The 21,667-nt window shown below is 38.6% G+C and carries 22 protein-coding genes; 8 read left to right on the top strand and 14 right to left on the bottom strand.

What is annotated here, in order from left to right:
- Positions 1 to 31: 31 nt before the first annotated feature.
- From CWD91_RS03625 to CWD91_RS03635, 3 genes are all read left to right on the top strand, one after another.
- Positions 32 to 1,033 carry a glycoside hydrolase family 113 gene (locus tag CWD91_RS03625; RefSeq protein WP_103439555.1) on the top strand — a complete coding sequence of 334 codons (1,002 nt, stop codon included), beginning with the start codon at positions 32 to 34 and terminating at the stop codon, positions 1,031 to 1,033.
- A gap of 106 nt (positions 1,034 to 1,139) precedes the next feature.
- Positions 1,140 to 2,399, top strand: coding sequence for a POTRA domain-containing protein (locus CWD91_RS03630; RefSeq protein ID WP_103439556.1), 1,260 nt, complete (start codon positions 1,140 to 1,142; stop codon positions 2,397 to 2,399).
- Positions 2,400 to 2,432: 33 nt separating this feature from the next.
- Entirely contained in the window at positions 2,433 to 3,470 is a 1,038-nt protein-coding gene (locus CWD91_RS03635; RefSeq protein ID WP_103439557.1) for an N-acetylmuramoyl-L-alanine amidase family protein, read from the top strand.
- A 6-nt stretch (positions 3,471 to 3,476) separates the two neighbouring features.
- Here the strand turns inward: CWD91_RS03635 and CWD91_RS03640 are convergent, their stop codons facing one another.
- The 6 genes from CWD91_RS03640 to CWD91_RS03665 form a co-directional block, all read right to left on the bottom strand.
- Positions 3,477 to 4,184 carry a TIGR04283 family arsenosugar biosynthesis glycosyltransferase gene (locus CWD91_RS03640; RefSeq protein WP_103439558.1) on the bottom strand — a complete coding sequence of 236 codons (708 nt, stop codon included), beginning with the start codon at positions 4,182 to 4,184 and terminating at the stop codon, positions 3,477 to 3,479.
- Entirely contained in the window at positions 4,171 to 4,926 is a 756-nt protein-coding gene (locus CWD91_RS03645; protein WP_103439559.1) for a DUF547 domain-containing protein, read from the bottom strand. The genes CWD91_RS03640 and CWD91_RS03645 overlap by 14 nt, the downstream gene beginning before the upstream one ends.
- A gap of 61 nt (positions 4,927 to 4,987) precedes the next feature.
- Positions 4,988 to 5,953, bottom strand: a complete 966-nt coding sequence (gene arsM, locus CWD91_RS03650; protein WP_103439560.1) for an arsenosugar biosynthesis arsenite methyltransferase ArsM — start codon at positions 5,951 to 5,953, stop codon at positions 4,988 to 4,990.
- An 87-nt stretch (positions 5,954 to 6,040) separates the two neighbouring features.
- Positions 6,041 to 6,856, bottom strand: a complete 816-nt coding sequence (locus tag CWD91_RS03655; RefSeq protein ID WP_103439561.1) for a purine-nucleoside phosphorylase — start codon at positions 6,854 to 6,856, stop codon at positions 6,041 to 6,043.
- Between the two features lie 6 nt (positions 6,857 to 6,862).
- Positions 6,863 to 7,474, bottom strand: coding sequence for a TIGR04282 family arsenosugar biosynthesis glycosyltransferase (locus CWD91_RS03660; RefSeq protein ID WP_103439562.1), 612 nt, complete (start codon positions 7,472 to 7,474; stop codon positions 6,863 to 6,865).
- A gap of 163 nt (positions 7,475 to 7,637) precedes the next feature.
- Entirely contained in the window at positions 7,638 to 8,150 is a 513-nt protein-coding gene (locus CWD91_RS03665) for a rhodanese-like domain-containing protein (protein WP_103439563.1), read from the bottom strand.
- Between the two features lie 246 nt (positions 8,151 to 8,396).
- Here CWD91_RS03665 and CWD91_RS03670 point away from each other — a divergent pair, with 246 nt between their 5' ends.
- Both CWD91_RS03670 and CWD91_RS03675 read left to right on the top strand, forming a co-directional pair.
- Positions 8,397 to 9,332, top strand: coding sequence for a YitT family protein (locus tag CWD91_RS03670; protein WP_103439564.1), 936 nt, complete (start codon positions 8,397 to 8,399; stop codon positions 9,330 to 9,332).
- 117 nt (positions 9,333 to 9,449) lie between these two features.
- Positions 9,450 to 10,073 carry a thioredoxin family protein gene (locus CWD91_RS03675; protein ID WP_103439890.1) on the top strand — a complete coding sequence of 208 codons (624 nt, stop codon included), beginning with the start codon at positions 9,450 to 9,452 and terminating at the stop codon, positions 10,071 to 10,073.
- Here the strand turns inward: CWD91_RS03675 and CWD91_RS03680 are convergent.
- From CWD91_RS03680 to CWD91_RS03705, 6 genes are all read right to left on the bottom strand, one after another.
- Entirely contained in the window at positions 10,050 to 10,742 is a 693-nt protein-coding gene (locus tag CWD91_RS03680) for a hypothetical protein (RefSeq protein ID WP_239985640.1), read from the bottom strand. The two genes, CWD91_RS03675 and CWD91_RS03680, sit on opposite strands and share 24 nt — an antisense overlap.
- Before the next feature lie 129 nt (positions 10,743 to 10,871).
- Positions 10,872 to 11,567, bottom strand: a complete 696-nt coding sequence (truB, locus tag CWD91_RS03685) for a tRNA pseudouridine(55) synthase TruB (RefSeq protein ID WP_103439566.1) — start codon at positions 11,565 to 11,567, stop codon at positions 10,872 to 10,874.
- Positions 11,567 to 12,352 (bottom strand): undecaprenyl-diphosphate phosphatase, encoded by a 786-nt coding sequence (locus tag CWD91_RS03690; RefSeq protein ID WP_103439567.1) that lies wholly within the window; start codon positions 12,350 to 12,352, stop codon positions 11,567 to 11,569. The genes truB and CWD91_RS03690 overlap by 1 nt, the downstream gene beginning before the upstream one ends.
- A gap of 2 nt (positions 12,353 to 12,354) precedes the next feature.
- Positions 12,355 to 12,621, bottom strand: a complete 267-nt coding sequence (locus CWD91_RS03695) for a DUF3098 domain-containing protein (protein WP_103439568.1) — start codon at positions 12,619 to 12,621, stop codon at positions 12,355 to 12,357.
- A gap of 9 nt (positions 12,622 to 12,630) precedes the next feature.
- Positions 12,631 to 13,509 carry a cell division protein FtsX gene (locus CWD91_RS03700; protein ID WP_103439569.1) on the bottom strand — a complete coding sequence of 293 codons (879 nt, stop codon included), beginning with the start codon at positions 13,507 to 13,509 and terminating at the stop codon, positions 12,631 to 12,633.
- Positions 13,510 to 13,624: 115 nt separating this feature from the next.
- Positions 13,625 to 14,971, bottom strand: coding sequence for a T9SS type B sorting domain-containing protein (locus CWD91_RS03705; protein ID WP_157943707.1), 1,347 nt, complete (start codon positions 14,969 to 14,971; stop codon positions 13,625 to 13,627).
- 593 nt (positions 14,972 to 15,564) lie between these two features.
- Here CWD91_RS03705 and CWD91_RS03710 point away from each other — a divergent pair.
- The 3 genes from CWD91_RS03710 to CWD91_RS03720 all read left to right on the top strand — a co-directional run bounded on the left by CWD91_RS03710 (position 15,565) and on the right by CWD91_RS03720 (position 19,710).
- A complete protein-coding gene (locus CWD91_RS03710) occupies positions 15,565 to 18,498 on the top strand; it encodes a leucine--tRNA ligase (RefSeq protein ID WP_103439571.1) in 2,934 nt (977 codons plus the stop codon).
- 119 nt (positions 18,499 to 18,617) lie between these two features.
- Positions 18,618 to 18,872 (top strand): SemiSWEET family sugar transporter, encoded by a 255-nt coding sequence (locus tag CWD91_RS03715; protein WP_103439572.1) that lies wholly within the window; start codon positions 18,618 to 18,620, stop codon positions 18,870 to 18,872.
- 142 nt (positions 18,873 to 19,014) lie between these two features.
- Complete coding sequence (locus CWD91_RS03720; RefSeq protein WP_103439573.1) at positions 19,015 to 19,710, top strand: zinc metallopeptidase; 696 nt, start codon at positions 19,015 to 19,017, stop codon at positions 19,708 to 19,710.
- A 48-nt stretch (positions 19,711 to 19,758) separates the two neighbouring features.
- On the opposite strand, the gene CWD91_RS03725 is transcribed toward CWD91_RS03720, so the two are convergent.
- The gene (locus CWD91_RS03725) at positions 19,759 to 20,229 is read right to left on the bottom strand and encodes an Lrp/AsnC ligand binding domain-containing protein (protein ID WP_103439574.1); all 471 of its coding nucleotides are present in this window, start codon (positions 20,227 to 20,229) and stop codon (positions 19,759 to 19,761) included.
- A gap of 48 nt (positions 20,230 to 20,277) precedes the next feature.
- The gene (locus tag CWD91_RS03730) at positions 20,278 to 21,651 is read right to left on the bottom strand and encodes a saccharopine dehydrogenase family protein (protein WP_103439575.1); all 1,374 of its coding nucleotides are present in this window, start codon (positions 21,649 to 21,651) and stop codon (positions 20,278 to 20,280) included.
- Positions 21,652 to 21,667 lie beyond the last annotated feature (16 nt).

A 21,667-nucleotide genomic window follows, 5' to 3' on the forward strand; every position in this document is an offset into this window, starting at 1 on the left:
TAGTCTATTTTAGAGTTTAAAATCTTTAGGGATGCGAAACCTGGGCCTACTTATCTTATTTTTTTTACAGCTCGGCTGTAGTGGTCAGGCCGTTGAAAAATTTAATGGGGTAAGTTTTGTGGCCTCAAGGGACAAGGTTTCCCAAGAACACGTAGATGCAGTAAGAAATGTCAATGCCAAGTGTGCAGCGGTAATGCCTTTTGGATTTATTAGGGATAAAGACTCACCTGAAATAATTTTTGATACTTCGAGACAATGGTTCGGGGAAACAAGAACAGGCGCTAGGCAGTATATAGATATCCTGCACCAGAACGGCTTAAAGGTAATGCTAAAGCCACAAATATGGATTTCCAGGGGTGAGTTTACGGGTAATTTAAAAATGAATTCCGAGGAAAACTGGCAGGCCTTGGAGATAGCGTATGCCAACTTTATTATGGCTTATGCCACGCTGGCCCAGGAAACCCAGGCCGATGCATTTTGCATAGGAACTGAGCTGGAGCAATTTGTTAATCACCGGCCGGCGTATTGGACCGGACTGATCAAAAAAATCAGAAGTGTTTACAAGGGAAAACTTACCTATGCGGCCAATTGGGACGAATATGGAAGGACCCCTTTTTGGGATGATCTGGATTTTATAGGTATAGATGCTTATTTTCCTTTAAGTGATGAGAAAACCCCTACGGTAGAACAATTACGAAGGGGATGGCAACCTCATAAAGAAAAAATAAAATCGTTGGCCTTGATGAAAAACAAACCTATAATTTTCACGGAATATGGCTATAGAAGTAATAATTATGCTGCAAAGAAACCTTGGTTGGTGGATCACAGTCAGGATGATGTAAACCTAGAAGCACAGGCCAATGCTACCAAAGCTATTTTCGAGGAATTTTGGAAAGAAGAGTGGTTTGCAGGGGGATTTGTCTGGAAATGGTTTATTGATCATGAAAATGCGGGAGGGATAAATGACAACAGGTTTACCCCGCAAAATAAGCCGGCCCAAGAGGTGATCAAGAGTTTCTATAAGATATATTAGGTTTTTTTTACCAGGTTTCCGACTCATTAACCTTGGGTTATTTGGTTTTTGGAGTCTTTTCATCTTTAATTCATGAATACTTTTCCCATATAATTGCGTATTGATAATGAAAATCAGCTTAAGGGTATTATTGTTTTTTTCATTTTTAGCAGGATACACCCAGCAATCTACCGTAACCGTAGTGAATATTGAAGGCGCCAAAAGGACCAAAGTTTCTTTCTTAGAAAATCTTATTAAGGTTAAGGCAGCCAGTATATTGGATTCCGTGGCATTGAATGAAGACGTTCAACGCTTAAAGCAATTGCCGTCCATTGCCAATGCCAATTTTCGCGTGGAGGCAAATAAGGAAAATCAATATTCCGTTATTTATACTGTTGAAGAACATTTTACCCTGATCCCCTATGCCAATATTTATACCTCGACCAATGATGAATTTGCATTTAAAATAGGGTTGCAGGAATACAATCTATTTGGCAGGAACATGATATTGGGAGGATTTTATCAAAGGGATATTTTCAATTCTTATGGAATAAATTTTAGGATGCCTTATATCATCGGAGGCAACTTGGGATTTGCTCTTAGTTATAATAATATTACTACCCAAGAACCAGTTTTTATCAACGAGAATACTGCAGATTACAGATATAACAACAAGGCCTTTGAAGTTTTGGGCTTGTATAACATAAACAATAAAAACAGGATAGACTTTGGAATTAATCTGTTTACGGAAGATTATAATTATATCGCCGGTGCTACCAATCCAAATGTTCCCCAAGAATTGAAGGTGGATAAGTATTTGTATAAGTTTATCTACTATTATGAAAATATAAAATATGATTATCATTATCGTTCAGGTTTTGGCAGCACTTTAAATTTTCAATATGTCAAGAGTCCGGATGAAAATTTACCGGAATTTTTAATTGTGATCAATGACTTTGTCCATTTTAATAGGATTGGTTATCGGGGTAATTGGGCCAATCGATTACGACTGGGTATTGCCAGCAACATAGATACCCCTTTTGCTCCCTTTTCTGTAGATAATAATGTTAACATACGGGGTGTGGGAAATAAAATAGATAGGGGGACTGCCACCATCGTATTCAATACAGAATATAGGTATAGTTTTGTTGATAAGGACTGGTTTGCACTACAAGGCAATTTTTTTATAGATTCAGGGACTTGGCGAAACCCCGGGGGAGATTTTAGTGATTTTACGGATAGGGAAAGTATAAGGGTTTATCCGGGGATTGGTTTAAGGTTTATTCATAAGCGAATATTTAACGCAATTTTCCGAATAGATTATGGCTATGGCATTACAAAAAACGCATCTCATGGGATTGTTTTTGGAATTGGGCAGTATTTTTGATAATATTTGTGTAAAATTAGTATTGTGTTGGTCATGAAACCTTTTGTAATATTTTGTATAATCGCCTTATGGTCGCTTCCCGCTTTTTCCCAAACCTCGGTTAAAACCGTAATTGCTGAAAAAGGGGACGGAATTTATTCCATCCTTAGGAAACAGGGGATTAATCCTGTTAGGCACTACGGGCACTTTGTTGATCTTAATCATGATAATTTAAGGGATAGTATACACCTTTATGAGGGGAGGGAGTACATTATTCCTCCCGTACCCTTGGATACTATAGCTATTACGGAATTCGTTGAGAATAAAACAACGGAAATCAAGTCCGTGTCGAATATCATAACAGATGACATATTTGGAAAAAAATATGCTACTACGGAGATAAAGAGCAATAAGTTGCAGGGAAACGTTTATTATTTAATATCAGGTCATGGTGGGCCCGATCCCGGTGCCATTGAAAAATATGAGGGCAAAATAATTGCGGAAGACGAGTATGCCTATGATATTACGCTGCGCTTGGCCAAAGAACTTATATCCCATGGAGCCAAGACCTATATTATAATTAGGGATTTGAACGATGGGATAAGGGATCAGCGAGTGCTGGAAATAGATAGGGATGAGGTGGCCTATCCCAATGAAGAAATTCCATTAAACCAATTATTGCGATTAAAACAGCGTGTTGATGCAGTGAACAAACTGTATTTGGAAAATTCTGGCAAATACCAGCGGTTGATCGTTACACACGTGGATAGCCGAAGTAGGGGGCAAAATATTGATGTGTTCTTCTATCATCATGAGAGCAGTAAGAATGGCAAGCGTTTAGCTGAAAGTATCCATGAAACTTTTTTAAAAAAATACAGACAATATCAGCCAAACAGGAATTATGAGGGGACCTTCGCAGATCGTAGTGGTTTGTATTTGGTAAAAAATACCTTACCGGCCATGGCTTATATTGAAGTTGGGAATATAAAAAACAAAAAGGACCAAAAGCGAATCTTGGATCCAGATAATAGGCAGGCCCTTGCCAAGTGGATCTCAGAAGGAGTATTGTTGGATTATGAAGCTAGTAAATAAGGTGGTTTAAGAGATAATGTTTTTCTTGTAATACTTATACAATTGATCAGGGCCAAAACCCAATAAATTTTTCAAGTGAATTATTCCGAAGTGATATTGAAGTCTAATAGAGCCATACTGTTCGTATTTTCTTGCAGAGGTTATAACGTGTTGTGGCAAGACTTTAAAATTTGATATTTTGTAAAGGCGTCCAATAAATTCTGTATCCTCGTATATGATATAATTCTCATTAAAGCCGCCCGTTTTTTGGAATAGGTCATTGAGAATAAAAAGCGATTGATCACCGCCCCTACATAACTTGTGGTTAATTCTGCTGAACCATGCAAAGAATTGCAAAAACTTTTTGGAGGTGTTAAATTTCATCCTGAAGCATCCGGAAGATATGTTGTTATTATGCGCATTTAGGATAAACAGATCAAAGTTATTGGGCGGGAACGTATCGGCATGTAAAAAGTAAAGAAGTGCGCCAGATGCAGCCTTGGCGCCTGTATTCATTTGTTTGGCACGTCCTTTTTCAGAAGATATAACTATTGCCCCCTTAGCTTTTGCCATGGCAACTGTATTGTCCGTACTGCCCCCATCAACCACAATTATTTCCTTAATATTCCCTAAACTGTTATTCGCTTGCAAGTGATCCAATAAAGTGCTAATGTGTACAGATTCATTTAGGACCGGTATTATAATACTTATGTCTATGGAATTACTCAATTTCATTTAAAGCCCAATTATAGTTTAGATAACTTATTTTGGTGTTTGATGTCAGTTTTTGGAAGGAGTATTTATTAATATAATCTATCAAAGATTCTTTTTCAGTGAAGTCTTTTTTGTACCAGTTAAAAATTTCGGACAAAGAGGCTTTTTCCTTGGTCAGAACATTTCTTTTTGGGTCATTGATAAAATCTACGGCCGTCTGTTCCAATAGTTTTTCAATATTAACGGAATTAAAGGCGGTGTTCAATAATTTGGGACAGGAATAGGACGCACAGTTGATGGCAAAATGGATTCTAGGTTCATCCATTTTTCGCAATATTTTGTGCTCCAAATCGCCCAAGGAAATTTTTTCATTTCCCATATGAACAATATTTTTCCCCCACGGGTTTTTTATGTTCTTTATGCTTTTTGTGGGATAGTTGTCCAAAATGAGTTTTACCGTAGCAGCATTATAAAGGTTTATATAATAAGCCAGCCTTTCGGGTTTAGGTGCTTTGTCTGTTGGACGGTTCTTCGCCAAATAATCCAAGTAATTTTGCAATGCTGTGACATCCTTGGTGAAACCTTTGTAGTCAACATTTCCCTTATTGTCTACATGCTTTTTCAGTAATTTATCCCAACTGGAATGATCTAATTTCAAATCAATTTCCTGAGCACAATTATTATTTTGCCATAGTGTATGCGTAACACTATGACCGCTGATGGTCAAAAGCAGGATTATTACAAATGATAATTTAAGTTGCATGGAATTTTATTTACCTCCAATTAGTGTTGCCAAACACATAAACCTTACATCAAATTAATGATTAACAGCAACCCCCGCCATTATAATGCCAAGTACTGTTGCTTATATGGATTTCGGAATTACTTTTTTGCAGTGCCGATGCTGTTTTGTCACACACCGCCAAAGGCTGATTTTGCATTAGAACATGGCCGTTTTTATCATCAAAATATTCTTCATTACCGTAATAGATGGCAGTTTTTCCGGTAAAAATGCAAGGGCCATCCTGGGGCATTGGGTCTTTAATGGCAGCTATTTCAATAGATTCGATAAAGATCAATTCATCTGTGGGATAGTGATTGGGAGAGAGTACCCGGTATGATTTTCGTGCTCTAATTTCTATGGTACCAAAACCTGCATCAGTTAAAACCTTTACATAATCTCTTATCGGGATACTGCCACTTAAACAAAGGGCTCTAAGTCGATCATCATTACGTAAGGTTTCATTCATAGGCTGTTCGCATGTAGGATCGCTCATAACCAATCGGCCATTGGGTTTTAATACACGATACATCTCGGCCACCGCCTTTTTTAAATCATCGGTCTTAAAAATGTTGAACAGGCAGTTCTGTGCAGCCACATCTATACTGTTGTCTGCTATTGGTAGATTTAGTGCATCCCCTTTTACAAGGTTTATATACTCGCTTTTAAACCAAGAGTTTTCCTTTTCCGCTATTTTGAAATTTTCTCTTGAAGCTTCCAACATTTCATCCACAACATCAACTCCGGTAACCCCTCCCTTTTGTCTAGAGAAATAAGAAAATTGTAAGAGTTCCATGCCGCCACCAACTCCCACATATAGGACTTTAGGGTTGTTTACCAAATCTTGGGCCGATACTGTGCTCCCACAACCATAATTCATCTCCTGCATGATTTTAGGAATGGATAATCCGGGAAACTGCCAGATAGGATTTGTGGTGCAACACAATCCAACATCGGGGGTCAATGCTGCATTCTTATATAATTCATTTGTGGCTTCTAAATAACTCATGTCTTTATGCTTAAAAGTTTGTCATCAGGTTTATAATTGTCTTTCTTCAATACTCAATACTCAATACTCAATACTCAATACTTATAATTAAACTTCCCTAATTAATTCCCTAAATAACTTTATCATTTTTGGTTCGGTTTTTCCGGCAATTTCAATTATTTCGTCAATATTGACGGGTTTTAGGTTATCCGGATCGCATTCGTCTGTTAGGACAGATACGGCCACTATTGGCAATCGTAAATGATTGGCAACAATTACTTCAGGTACGGTGCTCATTCCCACGGCATCGGCACCAATGATTTTTAGCATTCGGTATTCTGCCTTTGTTTCCAGTTGAGGCCCTACTACTGAGGCGTAAACTCCCTTCCGTAGGGTTATATTTTCTTTTTTTGCTATTTTCTCCAAGCTTTTGCGCATAGGAGCATCATATGGCTCACTCATATCCGTAAAACGATCTCCAAATTGGCTTACGTTTTTAAATGCCAAAGGAGATCCTCCTTGGAGGTTGATGTGATCCTCGATGAGCATGATGTCACCTTTCTTAAATTCGGGATTTATGGCTCCCGCTGCATTGGATATAAATAGTTTTTTAATACCTAGCATATGCATTACCCGAATTGGGTAGGTTACGTCCACTAGGTCGTAGCCTTCATAAAAATGAAACCTTCCCTGCATAACAACAACTTTTTTGCCTTCCAAAATACCGTAAATCAATTTACCGGAATGAAATTCCACGGTAGCCAGAGGAAAATAGGGGATATGGTTGTAATGGGCTTCTATTGGATTTTCAATATCGTCTGCCAATTTGCCTAAACCAGTTCCTAGTACTATTCCAATTTCAGGGGCCTCAAATCCCTTTTCTATTAAATATTCAGTAGATTCCTGAAGTAATTTACTCGTCATATATTTTCAATTTTTTAAAAAGCTGCGAAAGATTTCAATATCCTTAATGTCTTCAAAATAGTCAATGTCATTTTTGGGTGCCAACAAGGCGTAGTTTTCATCTTTTAGGTCTTGTACAGTAGCCTCCAATACTGTGTCCATACCCCAATTTTTTTTATCAAAAAGTAAGGGGTTAAAGACTTTCATCCCCAACAAATAATAACCGCCATCAATGGCAGGCCCTATCACATAATCATGATGATCTAGGGAGCAAAAAGCCTCCTTTAAATCATTTTCGGTCAAGTCGTACATGTCACTTCCAATGATAATAATTTTTTCATGACCTGCCTCAAATCCGTTCATAAAAGCATTGGCCATACGCTGCCCCAAATCGTTTCCAAATTGTATTTTTTTTTGGTATACAGGGTTGTCCCATATATCGTTTTCCCAAATATGATCGGAATAACACACCCATTTGTTGATATTTAAGCCCTTCGTAAAATTTTTGGTATGGTTAAGTAAAAATTTATATATGTCCAAGGCAACCTCATCACCTACTGTTGCGGCCAATCTAGTTTTACACTTTCCAAGTTCAGGGTTACGGGTAAAAATTATTAATAAGTCCTTGGGGTGGGTCATAGTATCTCTGAAATGTTTAGCCAATTAATAGGGCATGGTCTTAATGGTCGTTTTAGGGTTGTATTCATTACTTTGTGTAGTATGTAAATTTAGAATTTACTGGCCAGCCTTATTTCTTGCATTTTATTGGATGTAGTGTGCTGGCTTAAGGTAATGTTGACATTTAGTTATTTTGTTTTTTAGGGTCGTATACTTTTGTGGCATTGGTCAACATTTTACCCCAATGCTTGTTAAAGGCATGAACCCTATCGGTTTCTTGTCCGTTGGAATCATATACTTTGAAACCCTTATTTTTCCATTCAAAAATACCGCCGTATAAATTGTAAACCTGTTTATAGCCTTTTTTTATAAGTTTTTCTCCCACCTCTTCAGAGCGCACCCCTATGGAACAATAGACTACAATTGGTGTGTTTTTATAACTAAGGATTGTGGAAACGGTGTCCATATCAAATACGATATCTCCAAGCCATACCGCGTTGTTAAGATGGCTTACCTCAAATTCCACTTTTTCCCTGGTATCCAGGAGTACGAACTGGTTATTAGGTGTTAACTCCTCCACCTTTATATAGGGTACAGTGTTATCGTTGAACTTTCTTATTGCCTCGTCAATGGTACGTTGGCCATAGAGGCCATAAAGGCAAAAGAGACTTATAAAAAATTGGAGTAGAAATTTCATTATAAAATGTAAATCGTAAAGCAAAGATAGTATATTGGCACTATAACCTTAAATGTCAATTAAAAGGGTGTAAATTAATTGTAATAATCAAGGAGTGGATTTCAGTTTTTAAAAATTGATTTTTTAATTTCACAGACTAGTAACTTCGTAATTCAATTGTTCATAACGCATTGAAAATGTTTTGTTGGAATAAGATGGTAATAGGTCCTAGATGTTAATAAAACCTATTTTAAGAAAGAATCAAATATGCCGGAAAGAAAGAAAAAAAGTCATGATTTTAAAACTAACCTGTATTCCTATTGGAAAAAATCCAGAAGGTTTAGGGTTGGAATATTTGCAGATATTCATGATGCTTTATTTATTATAGCCGGAATTTTTTCCGCTGCTTTTGGTTTGGAGAGTTTTCTGTTGCCCAATAGCTTTATTGATGGTGGGGCCACTGGAATTTCTCTCTTAATTTCTGAAATCACATCAACGCCCTTATATGTACTGATCATACTGGTTAATATTCCCTTCATTTATCTTGGTTTTAAGGTGATAGGCAAACAATTTGCCATTAAGGCCTCTTTGGCAATTGTTGGCTTGGCAATAGTGTTGGCTACGGTACACTTTCCGGAAGTGACCGAGGACAAACTTTTGGTTGCAGTTTTTGGTGGATTTTTTCTAGGTGCCGGTATTGGTCTTTCCATTAGGGGGGGCGGTGTATTGGATGGTACCGAGGTGCTGGCCATTTATCTGAGCAGGAAATTAAGGACTAAAATTGGGGATAATATAATCGTCATTAATGTTATTATATTCTTGGCAGCTGCATATTTTCTTTCTTTGGAAACGGCACTTTATTCAATGTTAACCTATTTGTCGGCTTCAAAAACTTTAGATTTTGTCGTTGATGGGATCGAGGAGTATACCGGGGTTACCATTATATCGTCACGAAGTGAAGAGATTAGACTTATGATCACGGAAAAACTGGGTAGGGGGCTAACCATCTATAAAGGTCATGGTGGTTACGGAAAGAGCGGTGTGCACAATGAGTATGACATTATATACGCCGTAATTACCAGATTGGAGATTAGTAAATTAAATACAGAACTGGAAAAGATAGACCCCAACGCCTTTGTTGTTATGAACAGCATAAACGATACTAAAGGCGGAATGATCAAAAAAAGAGCGATGAACCACTAGAATTTTCACTTATTTAAGAGTTGCGTAAGTATTGCGGAAGTAATGCTACCAATGTAACTATTGTTACCCATTATTGATTATGGATGGGTTAATTTTGGCTTAAATATTTTGAATATTATGGAACAAACAGTTCAGAAAACTAGAATTCAGGTTGTCCAAGAGGGTTTAATGGGGTCTATGGGTTATGAGGATTACAGGCTTATGGTGGGCAATTTGGCACTGGAAGGTAAATCTACGGGATCAATACAGAGCCAGGAACTTGGTAATTATACCCTTCTTAATGATCAAAGGATGAAACGTTTGGACAAGACTATCAAGATAGACGCTGATTCCGACTCAAAAATTAAAGAGGTCGATCAAAAAATTACATGGTTGGTACTTACGGAAAGCTGGTGTGGCGATGCCGCCCAAACCATACCGGTAATGAACAAAATAGCAGGTTTAAATAAGAATATTTCCTTACGACTTGTGTTGCGTGATGAAAATTTGGAATTGATGGAGCAATTTTTATCCAATGGCGCTATGGCTATTCCAAAATTGATTTCCATTGATGATGCTACCGGTAGAATTATTGGGGAATGGGGTTCACGGCCAAGTACAGCCACCAATATGGTTCTTGACTACAAAAAGAAACATGGAAATTTGACTCCGGAATTCAAGCAAGATTTACAACTCTGGTATAACAAGGACAAAGGTCAAAATACGGTGTGCGACTTATTATCTTTGCTTCTCCTGGAATAGATAGGTAATGGTGCCCATTTGTTCTACCTTTTCTCCAGCATTAAATTTAGATTTTAATGCATATTCAATGGCGTTGTCTACCAAACAGCCATTGAGGGTGCTGGAACTCTTTTTGTTAACATCGGCCTCTATGACCTTTCCTAATACGTCAACTTTAATATTAATGACCACTTTACCACCTTCAATACAGGTGTAAATGGGTATGGGAAGGCTGGTATGCCTTCTGTCAACCAAAGAGTAGGAAATAGATGTCCTTCTTTTGGCCAAATTGTTGGTCATTACTTCTTTGCTAGCTTCTTTTTCCCCCAAAAGCTCTTGCTTTTCCCTTCTTCTTTTAGCCAGTTCTTTTACTCTTGTAGCGTATTCGGAGTCGGAACTAAGAAAGTCCGTTGGGTCATCACTATCAGAGGTCAATTCCTGCTCCTCCATTATTTCCTCGAGAGTTCTAAGTGGCTCTGGGTTGCCAAAACTAGGTTTGTTGGCTTCGTTAAAGGCCATATGACTTTTAACGGGTTCGGACTTGGCCATTTCTTCCTCCATCTCCTTAATTTCCTCCTCTAATTCCTTTACTAGGTCTTCCTCATCCAACAAACTTAATTCAATAACATACTCCTCTTTTTCCTTTTGTCCCAAGTGGATATTGTACAAGCTTAGTACAACCAAGGACATGGAAAAGAAAGTTATTAAAAAAGAAAGTTGTTTCCGGCTCAAATTCATAGTGTTATAACCACGTTTAATCAAAAATATTTTAAATTATCGACGAACGGTTAGGTTACCACTATAAATTTCGAAGTTTTTTTAACTATCGATCTGCAGTAAATTACCAAATTCCTCGGGGGTTATGGCTTTATTTACGTTGTAATCACCTATTTTGGTTCTTTTCAGGGAGGATAAATGGGCGCCGGATTGCAGAGCTTTCCCAAAATCATTCGCCAATGACCTAATATAGGTACCTTTGCTACACACTACTCTAAAATGAACCTTTGGCAATTGTATCTGCGTTATTTCAAATTGGGTAATAGTGACCGCTCTTTTTTTAATTTCCACCTCTTTGCCTTCCCTTGCGTATTCATATAGTCTTTTCCCGTCTTTTTTTAGTGCCGAGAATACCGGTGGAACCTGTTCAATATTACCTATAAATTGTGTGGTAGTAATATGTATCAATTCCTCTGTAATATGATTTATAGGGAAGCTTTGGTTTATTTCCGTTTCCAGATCAAAAGAAGGGGTTGTCCCGCCTAAAGTAAAAGTGCCGGTATATTCTTTTTCCTGACCTTGGAGTTCGTTTATTGTTTTGGTAAATTTTCCAGTACAGATAAGCAATAATCCGGTGGCCAATGGATCAAGAGTCCCAGCATGGCCTATCTTAAATTTTTTTAATTCAAATTTTTTTCTAATATTCCATTTTAAGGAATTCACTGCCTGAAAAGATGTCCAACCCAAAGGTTTGTTTATCAGCAGTACCTGTCCCTCCAAGAAGTCCTCTTTAGTCATTATATTACGGTTAGTGGCCAAATAAAATAATGAATTACAATGATGGCAATTCCTACTACGATTCTATAGTAACCGAAGATTTTAAAGCCATGTTTACTTAAATATCCAATAAAGGTTTTTATAGCAAATAAGGCCACTACAAATCCAACAACGTTTCCTATGATCAATAAATTTATCTGTTCGGAGGTTAGGGTGAAGCCTGAACTGTAATAGTCATAGCTCTTTTTAAGGGTAGCACCCAACATGGTTGGCACGGCCAGGAAAAATGAAAATTCGGCCGCTGCGGTCCGAGATAGCTTTTGGGTCATACCCCCAACAATACTTGCACCACTTCTGGATACCCCTGGAATCATGGCCAGGCATTGAAAGAGTCCAATTTTAAAGGCGGTAGCATATGAAATATCAGTGTTGTCCGAATTTCCGAATAACTCGTCAACTCTAAGTAGAATAATTCCCCCAATTACCAAAGAAAAAGCAACTACCAGAGGGCTTTCCAACAACGAATCTATAACATCACTTAAAAGAAGGCCAAAAACAACAGCCGGAATAAATGCAATAAGGAGTTTAAAATAGAAATCAATAGTTTGGAAAAATCGCTTGAAATACAGTACCACAACCGAAAAGATGGTTCCCAATTGTATAACGATGGTGAATAACTTGGTAAAATCTTCCTGGGCAATTCCAAAAAAGGAAGATACAATGATCATGTGTCCTGTTGAAGAAACCGGTAAATATTCGGTTATACCTTCAATAATGGCAAGAATAATAGCCTCTAATATGTCCAAATTTATTTTTTCTTATGCGGATTCAACAGAATGGCGTAGACTTCTATCCCAAGACCTATCAATACCAAAGTAGGCGCCAAGCGTATTCTTCTAAAATTATAAATCTCAGGGTTAAATACGTTGGGGTCGTCACTTCCACCACCGCTCATAAGGATAAATCCTAAGGTTATAAAGGCCAGGCCAACAAACATAAACAGATAGTTCCTTTTCTGAAAGATAAATTCTTGTCTAGGCTTTTGCTGTTGATTATTATTTTGTTTTTTACTCATGCCGCAAATTTAATAATATAAATCGTCTGTCCTAAGATTTAAGAAGCGTTGTGTCGCAAAAAAAGTGCTTATGTATGAAATCAGGACTCCTAATCCAAAGACACTCGCAAACAGAAATACCAAAATTGTAGGGTCTTGAAAAAGGTTTAACTCGGGAAAATTAATGTTTACATAGTATACAACAAAGCCCAAGGCAATTAAGGCCAAAATAGCCCCTAGAACGCCCAATTTAATATTGGTCCATATAAATGGCCTACGGATAAATGTTTTGGTAGCCCCCACCATCTGCATGGTCTTAATAATAAAACGTTTGGAGTAAATAGAAAGACGGATGGAACTATTGATCAATAATACTGCGATGAATGTAAATATACCACTGGCCACTAAAATCCAAAAACTTAGCTTCTTTACATTATCGTTTAACAGCGTGATCAAGGGTTTGTCGTAACTTACCTCCTCTATGTAATCCTTGGTGGCAATCTCCTCTGCGATCTCAGCAATTTTATCTGTGGAAACATAATCGGCCTTGAGTTGTACATCAATGGAATTTTTAAGGGGATTATACCCTAAGAAATCCAAAAAATTCTCTCCTATCTCCACACTGTGTTGTTCAGCAGCCTGTTCTTTAGAAACATAGGTGGCTTTTTTTGTGTATTCGGCCATGGCCAGACTTTTTTGCAATTGATCTACTTCTACCTCCTTGGCATTGTCCTTAAGAAAAACGGAGATCGTAATCTGCTCTTTAAAATGATCGGCCAACTTTTTTGTGTTCAATACCAAAAGACCCAAAATTCCCAATAAAAAAAGCACCAGCCCAATGCTTAGGACTACAGAAAAATAGGAGGAAATCAGTTTTCTTTTTTGAAAACGTTCAAAAGATGTGCTCATAGTACAAAATCAATATGTAAAAATAGGAAAGTAAATTGAATTAAAAATAATAGTGTTCTCTTTCATCCTTAATTTATGGATATCGAAAATTATAAAGTTGTATTTGTCTTAAAAATCATCTTTTTAAGGCAAAATGACCTTTTTTTAGGGTGTCTTCTATATTAATTTGAAACCAATAATCGGTGGCCGGTAAGGGCTGGCCGCGATGTGTTCCGTCCCATTCGAACGGATTATTTTGTGAGGTTTTTATAAGGGTGCCAAAGCGATCAAAAATACTTATTTGTGAAAATTGAAAATTTTCAAGGCCTTTAATAACAAAGTTGTCATTAATGCCATCACCATTGGGAGTAAAAAATTTGGGGATTGCCAGATGAACGTAATCAAAGGTTACTAGGCCACAGTTGTTCTTTTCACGGACATAAACCTTATATAGCCCCCCTTCAATATTATAGAACGTATTTTCGTCCTGATAGCTAAATCCATCCAAAGAATATTCAAATTCACCATGGATTGCTGTAATTATGGTGATAGCGTGCTCGTTGGAAGTAGCGGTTTGCACCTTTGGAGCATCGATCTGTTCCAGAGCGATCGTTTTAAGGCTGGAACAGCCGTTGCTGTTGGTTACTTTAACAGTATAAATTCCAGGGGTATTTACGTTGATACTGGAACTGGTTTCACCCGTATTCCATTCATAGGCCACATTGCTTATTTGTGCGGATAAGGTGATGGTTGTATTTTCACAGAAGCTCAAGGTTTCATCGCTTACTTCGGGCAAGTCGAATAAAATGATGGATACTGGTGTTCTTTGGTAGGAAGTACAGGGGGTATATATAGAGTCGGTATCACGAATGGTTGTACCAGGGACCGGCGGCTCCAGAGGGGCAAGTAAAGCACGTGCTTCGGCATAGTAGGTTCCAGATTTCTGAGTCAAAAAGGTGGTACTATTTGCAAGCAACAGTTGACCGCCAGATGGTGCGTCATACCAATCCACTTCAACATCTTTATCCACAGTTACAGACAGCGCCCGGTTTTCGGAAATACAAGCTTCAATATTTCCCGGATTCAGGGGGGGACTGGGTCGGGGTACTGTAAAAATCTCGAACACTTGGTAATCAAAAGTACATAAAGGGTATAGGAATTCTTCATCGATTAATACATACCTATAAAAGCGATAATTGGTCGACGACGATGGAATAATATATTGATTACTGAGTCCTGTTACATTACTAATAGCGTCTTCCCAATCTTTACCATCTGTACTTTGCTGCCATTTATTGGCGTAATTAAAATTTTCTGTTTGTTGAGGGTTTGAGCGAAGGATTGTAGAATGTACTCGAAGTTTTATACTGGTAGGAGGCGCTGTTTCACAGCGGGGAAAACTAGTATTACCCCATTGATCGTACACGACAGTCTGAACACGGCAATTTAGGGCAACAGTATTCACCGTTTTTGGGATTGTCATTGTTTGCTCTTTATTAGGGGAATATGCGAGTGCGTGTGGAGAAATGCTGCCTTGGCTGTTTTCGGTGTTGTCCCATACCGAAAATAGGGGTAGGCCGGTTTGTATTGTGCTAAACCCAAATTCTCCAAGAACAGAATTGCTGAAAAAGCAAACAACTAAAAGGCATATAGTAAATAGTCGTCCTGAGTAATGGTTCATAAATGAAAGATAAATGTTTTGTGCCAAATGTGCAATATGTACAGTTGGCAGGTCATTTAACAGCTTTTAATTCCTTGTAAAAAGTTTAATTCCCAAGGCTTGTCTACCTGTTCCGTTCAGGCGGGCCTTGTAATGGAGCATATTTTTTCAGTAACATACCTTGTACCCTTGGGCCAAGGGTATTGTATAGATATTTTTTAGGGTGTAACAATAGCTGGAAGGATGTTGATGCAGCTACTTGGAGCAATTCTCAATTTACATATTTTCACCATTATAATCAAGATCTTAGGCCCTATTGTGATAGTTCATTTCATAGATTAAACTTATTTTTGCGCTAAATTAATAAAAGCACGGGTGTGCAGTAGGTACACTGGATTAAAATACAAGAGATTAGGATGACTTACGATTTCAGGAAGATTGAAGAAAAGTGGCAGAAATTTTGGGCGGAAAACCAAACCTTTAAAGCAGAAAATGATTCCCAAAAAGAAAAGTTTTATGTGTTGGATATGTTTCCGTACCCTTCCGGAGCTGGTTTGCACGTAGGGCATCCGCTAGGCTATATTGCCAGTGATATTTATGCACGTTATAAGAGACACAAGGGATTTAACGTTCTGCATCCAATGGGATACGATTCTTTTGGACTTCCTGCAGAACAATACGCAATTCAAACAGGACAACATCCTGCAATAACTACCGAGACCAACATCAGTAGATATCGGGAACAATTGGATAAAATTGGTTTTTCTTTTGATTGGAGCAGAGAGGTACGTACCTCCGATCCCAACTATTACAAATGGACCCAATGGATCTTTATCCAACTATTTAATTCATGGTACAATAAGGAGGCCGATAAGGCAGAAGATATTTCAAATCTGATTGCCAAATTTGAAAAAGAAGGCAATCAAAATGTTAATGCGGTGTGTGACGAGGAAGTGTTGGATTTCTCGGCAACCGAATGGAAGGCTTTTTCCCCAAAACAACAGCAAGAGATTTTATTAAAATATAGGTTAACATATTTGGCGGAAACTGAAGTCAATTGGTGTCCTGCCTTAGGGACAGTTTTGGCCAACGACGAGATAGTCAACGGGGTTTCGGAGCGTGGTGGCCACCCTGTGATCCGTAAAAAAATGACCCAATGGAGTATGCGCATTTCTGCCTATGCCCAGCGATTATTGGATGATTTGGCAACGGTAGATTGGCCGCAACCATTAAAGGATTCCCAGACCAATTGGATCGGAAGGTCTGAGGGTGCTGAGGTGACATTTAAGGTGAACGGGCATGAAGAGGTCATTGATGTTTTCACCACCCGTCCAGACACCATTTTTGGAGTAAGTTTTATGACTTTGGCCCCAGAGCATGAATTGGTTTCCAAAATTACCACCCCTGAGCAAAAGGTGGAAGTTGAGTCTTATATAGAGGCCACGGCCAAACGCAGTGAGCGCGATCGTATGGCAGACGTAAAGACCATATCCGGTGCGTTTACGGGGGCGTATGCAGAACATCCTTTCAGTAAAGAGCCAATTCCTATTTGGATAGGGGATTATGTTTTGGCAGGTTACGGTACAGGGGCGGTAATGTCCGTTCCCTGTGGAGATCAGCGCGATCATGACTTTGCAAAGCATTTTAATATTCCTATTCCCAATATTTTCGAGGGTGTGGATATTTCAGAAGAGGCCTATGCCGATAAGGAAAAGACTATAATTGCCAATTCCGATTTTTTAAATGGACTTCCATATAAAAAAGCGGTTAAGCATGTCATTTATGAATTGGAAAAATTAGGACAAGGGGAAGGAAAAATAAACTATAGGTTACGCGATGCGGTTTTTAGTCGCCAACGTTATTGGGGAGAGCCTTTTCCGGTCTATTATATAGACGGAATGCCGCAAATGATCGATCAGGAACATTTGCCCATTGTACTTCCGGAGGTAGTAAAATACCTGCCTACGGAAACTGGTGAACCACCTTTGGGCAATGCCACGGTCTGGGCTTGGGACGTTAAAAAGTCGGCGGTAGTCAGTAATCAGTTAATAGATCATAAATCCGTATTTCCATTGGAGTTGAATACCATGCCTGGTTGGGCGGGGAGTTCGTACTACTTTAACCGCTATATGGATCCGACTAATGAGAACGAAATATTCTCTAAGGGTGCAATTGACTATTGGCAGGATGTAGATTTATACATAGGTGGTAGCGAGCATGCTACCGGCCACTTGCTATACTCCCGATTTTGGCAAAAGTTTTTGTTCGATAAAGGGGTGGTGCCCAAACCCGAGTTTGCCAAAAAACTGATCAACCAAGGGATGATTACCGGGACCAGTGCTTTTGTTTATTTTGTTGTTGCCCGTTTTGCAAAAGACAAACAATTTTACATTGCAATATCGAAAAGTGCTTGGGGTAAAGTTGATGAGGTTATTAAAAAATGGAGAAACACTCCCCCAGTTAACGAAAAGCCTTTTAGATTTAGTGTTTTAAATAGAACTCATTCCAATGTAAAATATGTTAATGGTTCTGATGAATTAGATATTGAATCATTTAGGAATGACGTGATGAATCCTGAATTTAAGGATGCTATTTTTATAGGTGAAAAAGGAAAAGTAATTGAAGATAATGACGATGTTTATATCGTAGGTCGCGAGGTAGAAAAAATGTCCAAATCCAAGTACAATGTAGTGAGTCCGGATAGTATTTGCGAGGAGTATGGGGCAGATTCCCTTCGTTTGTACGAGATGTTCCTAGGTCCCTTGGAGCAGTCCAAGCCGTGGAATACGGCAGGAATCAGTGGGGTCTATAGTTTCCTAAAAAAAATGTGGCGTTTATACCACGGAGGGGTGGAAGGTGCGTTTATGGTTACCGATACCGAACCAACTGCAGATAATTTAAAGACCCTGCATAAGACCATCAAGAAAGTGGAGGAGGATATTGAAAATTTTTCCTTTAATACCTCGGTAGCTACCTTTATGATCTGTGTAAACGAATTGGCAACCCAAAAATGTAATAGCAGGGAAGTATTGGAGCCCTTAGCAGTATTGGTCTCGTCTTACGCTCCACATATTGCAGAAGAGCTTTGGAATCAATTGGGGCATACCACCTCAATTGCCACTGCTCCCTTTCCAAAGTTTGATGAAAAATATTTGGTAGAGAGCAGCAAGGAATACCCCATATCGTTCAACGGAAAAATGCGCTTTAAAATTGAGTTGCCGGTAGATCTTTCCAAAGAGGAAATTGAAGCTGCCGTTATGGCCCATGATAAAACCCAGGAGCAGTTGCAGGGCCGTACCCCTAAAAAGGTAATTATAGTTCCCGGAAAGATTGTAAACATTGTAGGTTAAAAGTAGTACTGTACAAGGCAGACTTTATAACTGATTGTCATAGCTTTTGGTGTGCTAAATCAACTGGGTGAATCTCAATGGTTATAGGGACAAAGAATTAAAAATTAGGATCCGGTGTTATGGAAAATATAGAAATCATGGGCTTGGTGGCAGCCGTACTTACTACCTCTTCATTGATGCCACAGGTACATAAAACCTGGAGCAATAAGTCTACCAAGGATATTTCATTGACCATGTATTTGGCCATGTTTCTCGGGGTGGTGCTTTGGTTGATCTACGGCATTTACCACGAAAGTGTCCCCATGATGTTGGCCAATTTTATAACTGCAGTATTAATTTTAATTATGATTGTCCTGAAGCTAAAATATAAGTAGGAAGGGACAATTTGTCAGATAATTATCTGATTAGGCTTTCTAATTTTGGTTCGGATAATTTGGCGAGCTTTTTGCTATATTTATTAGAAATTGAATAAAGGAAACTTTAGTATATTGGATTAATTTTAAAAAAGAAATCGTTATGATGATGTATTATATATTACTGGGTGCAATAGCTTTGGTAAGTTGGTTGGTAAGTAATAAGCTGAAAAGTAAATTTAAGCACTATTCCAAAGTGCATTTGCGCAATGGCATGAGTGGTGCCGAGATTGCAGAAAAAATGTTGGCCGATCACGGGATCAGGGACGTAAAGGTTATTTCCACTCCTGGGATGCTAACAGATCACTACAATCCGGTGAATAAAACAGTAAATTTAAGTGAGGGAGTCTATAACCAAAGAAATGCTTCGGCGGCTGCGGTTGCGGCCCACGAATGTGGACATGCGGTACAGCACGCTACGGCCTATGAATGGTTGACTTTACGTTCCAAATTGGTACCTGTGGTAAGTGTTACCTCAGGAATGTCCATGTGGGTAGTTTTCGGTGGTATTATGCTTGGAGCGGCAGCCGGTGTTGGAATGGGATATTGGGTGGCAGTAGCGGGGCTAATAATGATGGGCCTTGCTACCTTATTTAGTTTTATCACTTTACCAGTGGAATACGATGCCAGTAACAGGGCATTGGCGTGGTTAAAGAATAAGAATATAGTATCTCCTGAGGAATATAAGGGTTCTGAAGATGCCTTAAAATGGGCGGCCAGGACATACTTGGTAGCTGCAATTGGCTCGTTGGCTACCCTGGTCTATTGGGCTATGCAGGTTCTGGGAAGTAGGGACTAAGGACAAAAATGGATAAAGTAACAAAGGACATCAAACGATGTCCTTTTTTTATATTGTAATTTGCCGGTCTATCTGTTGGTCCAAGGAAATAAAGGTCTCTGTTCTGGAGACCCCTTCTATCTGCTGTATGTCCCTGTTAAGTACATGCATGAGATGTTCATTGTCCCTGCAAAGTACTTTTATGAGAATGGACCAGTTGCCTGTAGTGTAGTGGCATTCCAGGACCTCCGGAATTTTTTCAAGTTCCTTAACCGCTACAGGATTGCTCATTGCCTTATCCAAATAGATGCCTATGTAGGCCATGGTGGTAAAGCCTAAAACCTTGGGATTAATAATAAATTTGGACCCTGCAATTAAACCTGAAGCTTCCAATTTCCGTAACCTCTGATGAATGGCAGCACCTGAAATCCCAATTTTCCGGGCGATTTCCAAAACAGGCTTTCTGGCATCGGCCATTAAAAATCTTAGGATCTTTTTATCGATACCATCAATTTTAACGTTTTCGTTGTTGGATTTCATGGTTAATACTTCAATTACATTATAAAGATACCAAAATGGTTTTATATTTTAACTGGCAACGGAATCGGGATTATATCCCAAGTAGGGCACTTTGTATTCCTTAAAGTGAATGCCAAAGCCTTTTAATTCATTTAAAATGGGTTCATATACTTCTCTCCTTATGGGCAATTGTACCCCTGGAGTGGTTATTTTTTTGTTTAAAATTTGTAAAGTGGCAATGGCGACCGGTAATCCAACTGTCTTGGCCATGGCAGTGTAGGTGCGATCTTCTCCTGTGACCACCATATTGGAATCTATCTGTTCCTTTTTGCCATTAATTTCGTAACCAAATTTGTGGTACATGACGATCATATCCTTGTCCGTCTCCGCCAAGGTCCAGCTATCTTCCAGGATTCTTTGCAATATTTCTGCAGGGGTAGCATTTTTTAATTCAATTATTCGTTGGGAATCAAATAGGTGGAGTTCCATTAATTTTTCCCACATTATATCATCCTGATCGATTTTAAGGTAATGCCTCATTTTCAGTTCTACCGTATTGGTAGGGGAATAGGGTAGAAAGAGGTTTACAAATTGGCGGTAAGACATGCCTTCAGAATTCTCTATGGTGTAACTATCATCTGTCATGCCCAATTGTACAAACATATTCCATGCCTTGGAAAAACCGACCCTTCGCATAGTTCCACGGTATAAAGTAAGCACATTTTGAAGTCCATAGGCTTCTCTATATTTTAAGGAATCCCTATTGGCGTATACTTCAAATTTCCCGTAGCCTTCAACATCCAAAAATTCGGTACGTCTAAAAAGTTTGTGGTAGGGAATGTATTTATAGGTACCTTCTTGAATAAATTTTGCTACACCGCCCTGGCCGGCCACAACAACATTTCTAGGGTTCCAGGTAAATTTATAATTCCATAGGTTGTTGTCGCTTTCAGGAGCCACCAAACCTCCGGTGAAGGATTCGAATAGGATCATTTTGCCACCTTGATCCCTAATGTTATCTATAACCTGCATGGCACTCATATGATCAATCCCTGGGTCCAATCCAATTTCGTTCATAAAAACAAGGCCTTTTTCTTTTGCCTGTTGATCTAAAGCCATTATTTCATCACTTATATAAGAGGCCGTAACCAAATGTTTCCCAAATTGTATACAGTCAACGGCAACCTTAAAATGAAAACGGGCAGGAAGCATGGAGATCACTATGTCAGATTCTTGGATTACCTTACTTCTCTCCACATCATTAAAAATGTCTAATTTTAAGGTGGTACATGCTGGATGTAATTTTATTTTGTCAGGTATGGCATCTGCATTTAAGTCACAAATAGTAAGATGTAAATTTTCTTCTTCTGCTTTTTGCAGTAAATAATCCAACAAATAAGAGGTGGATTTTCCTGTGCCCACAACAAGTATTTTTCGTCTCATTGGTTTTTTACTTTTT

Source organism: Arenibacter hampyeongensis (assembly GCF_002909255.1).
Taxonomy (GTDB): domain Bacteria; phylum Bacteroidota; class Bacteroidia; order Flavobacteriales; family Flavobacteriaceae; genus Arenibacter; species Arenibacter hampyeongensis.

What these genes read in the sequence shown, in the direction of transcription:
- CWD91_RS03625 (WP_103439555.1), top strand. Translation starts at nt 32, where the DNA reads ATGCGAAACCTGGGCCTACTTATCTTATTTTTTTTACAGCTCGGCTGT.
- CWD91_RS03630 (WP_103439556.1), top strand. Translation starts at nt 1,140, where the DNA reads ATGAAAATCAGCTTAAGGGTATTATTGTTTTTTTCATTTTTAGCAGGA.
- CWD91_RS03635 (WP_103439557.1), top strand. Translation starts at nt 2,433, where the DNA reads ATGAAACCTTTTGTAATATTTTGTATAATCGCCTTATGGTCGCTTCCC.
- CWD91_RS03640 (WP_103439558.1), bottom strand. Translation starts at nt 4,184, where the DNA reads ATGAAATTGAGTAATTCCATAGACATAAGTATTATAATACCGGTCCTA.
- CWD91_RS03645 (WP_103439559.1), bottom strand. Translation starts at nt 4,926, where the DNA reads ATGCAACTTAAATTATCATTTGTAATAATCCTGCTTTTGACCATCAGC.
- arsM (WP_103439560.1), bottom strand. Translation starts at nt 5,953, where the DNA reads ATGAGTTATTTAGAAGCCACAAATGAATTATATAAGAATGCAGCATTG.
- CWD91_RS03655 (WP_103439561.1), bottom strand. Translation starts at nt 6,856, where the DNA reads ATGACGAGTAAATTACTTCAGGAATCTACTGAATATTTAATAGAAAAG.
- CWD91_RS03660 (WP_103439562.1), bottom strand. Translation starts at nt 7,474, where the DNA reads ATGACCCACCCCAAGGACTTATTAATAATTTTTACCCGTAACCCTGAA.
- CWD91_RS03665 (WP_103439563.1), bottom strand. Translation starts at nt 8,150, where the DNA reads ATGAAATTTCTACTCCAATTTTTTATAAGTCTCTTTTGCCTTTATGGC.
- CWD91_RS03670 (WP_103439564.1), top strand. Translation starts at nt 8,397, where the DNA reads ATGCCGGAAAGAAAGAAAAAAAGTCATGATTTTAAAACTAACCTGTAT.
- CWD91_RS03675 (WP_103439890.1), top strand. Translation starts at nt 9,450, where the DNA reads ATGGAACAAACAGTTCAGAAAACTAGAATTCAGGTTGTCCAAGAGGGT.
- CWD91_RS03680 (WP_239985640.1), bottom strand. Translation starts at nt 10,742, where the DNA reads ATGTCCTTGGTTGTACTAAGCTTGTACAATATCCACTTGGGACAAAAG.
- truB (WP_103439566.1), bottom strand. Translation starts at nt 11,567, where the DNA reads ATGACTAAAGAGGACTTCTTGGAGGGACAGGTACTGCTGATAAACAAA.
- CWD91_RS03695 (WP_103439568.1), bottom strand. Translation starts at nt 12,621, where the DNA reads ATGAGTAAAAAACAAAATAATAATCAACAGCAAAAGCCTAGACAAGAA.
- CWD91_RS03700 (WP_103439569.1), bottom strand. Translation starts at nt 13,509, where the DNA reads ATGAGCACATCTTTTGAACGTTTTCAAAAAAGAAAACTGATTTCCTCC.
- CWD91_RS03705 (WP_157943707.1), bottom strand. Translation starts at nt 14,971, where the DNA reads ATGACAATCCCAAAAACGGTGAATACTGTTGCCCTAAATTGCCGTGTT.
- CWD91_RS03710 (WP_103439571.1), top strand. Translation starts at nt 15,565, where the DNA reads ATGACTTACGATTTCAGGAAGATTGAAGAAAAGTGGCAGAAATTTTGG.
- CWD91_RS03715 (WP_103439572.1), top strand. Translation starts at nt 18,618, where the DNA reads ATGGAAAATATAGAAATCATGGGCTTGGTGGCAGCCGTACTTACTACC.
- CWD91_RS03720 (WP_103439573.1), top strand. Translation starts at nt 19,015, where the DNA reads ATGATGATGTATTATATATTACTGGGTGCAATAGCTTTGGTAAGTTGG.
- CWD91_RS03725 (WP_103439574.1), bottom strand. Translation starts at nt 20,229, where the DNA reads ATGAAATCCAACAACGAAAACGTTAAAATTGATGGTATCGATAAAAAG.
- CWD91_RS03730 (WP_103439575.1), bottom strand. Translation starts at nt 21,651, where the DNA reads ATGAGACGAAAAATACTTGTTGTGGGCACAGGAAAATCCACCTCTTAT.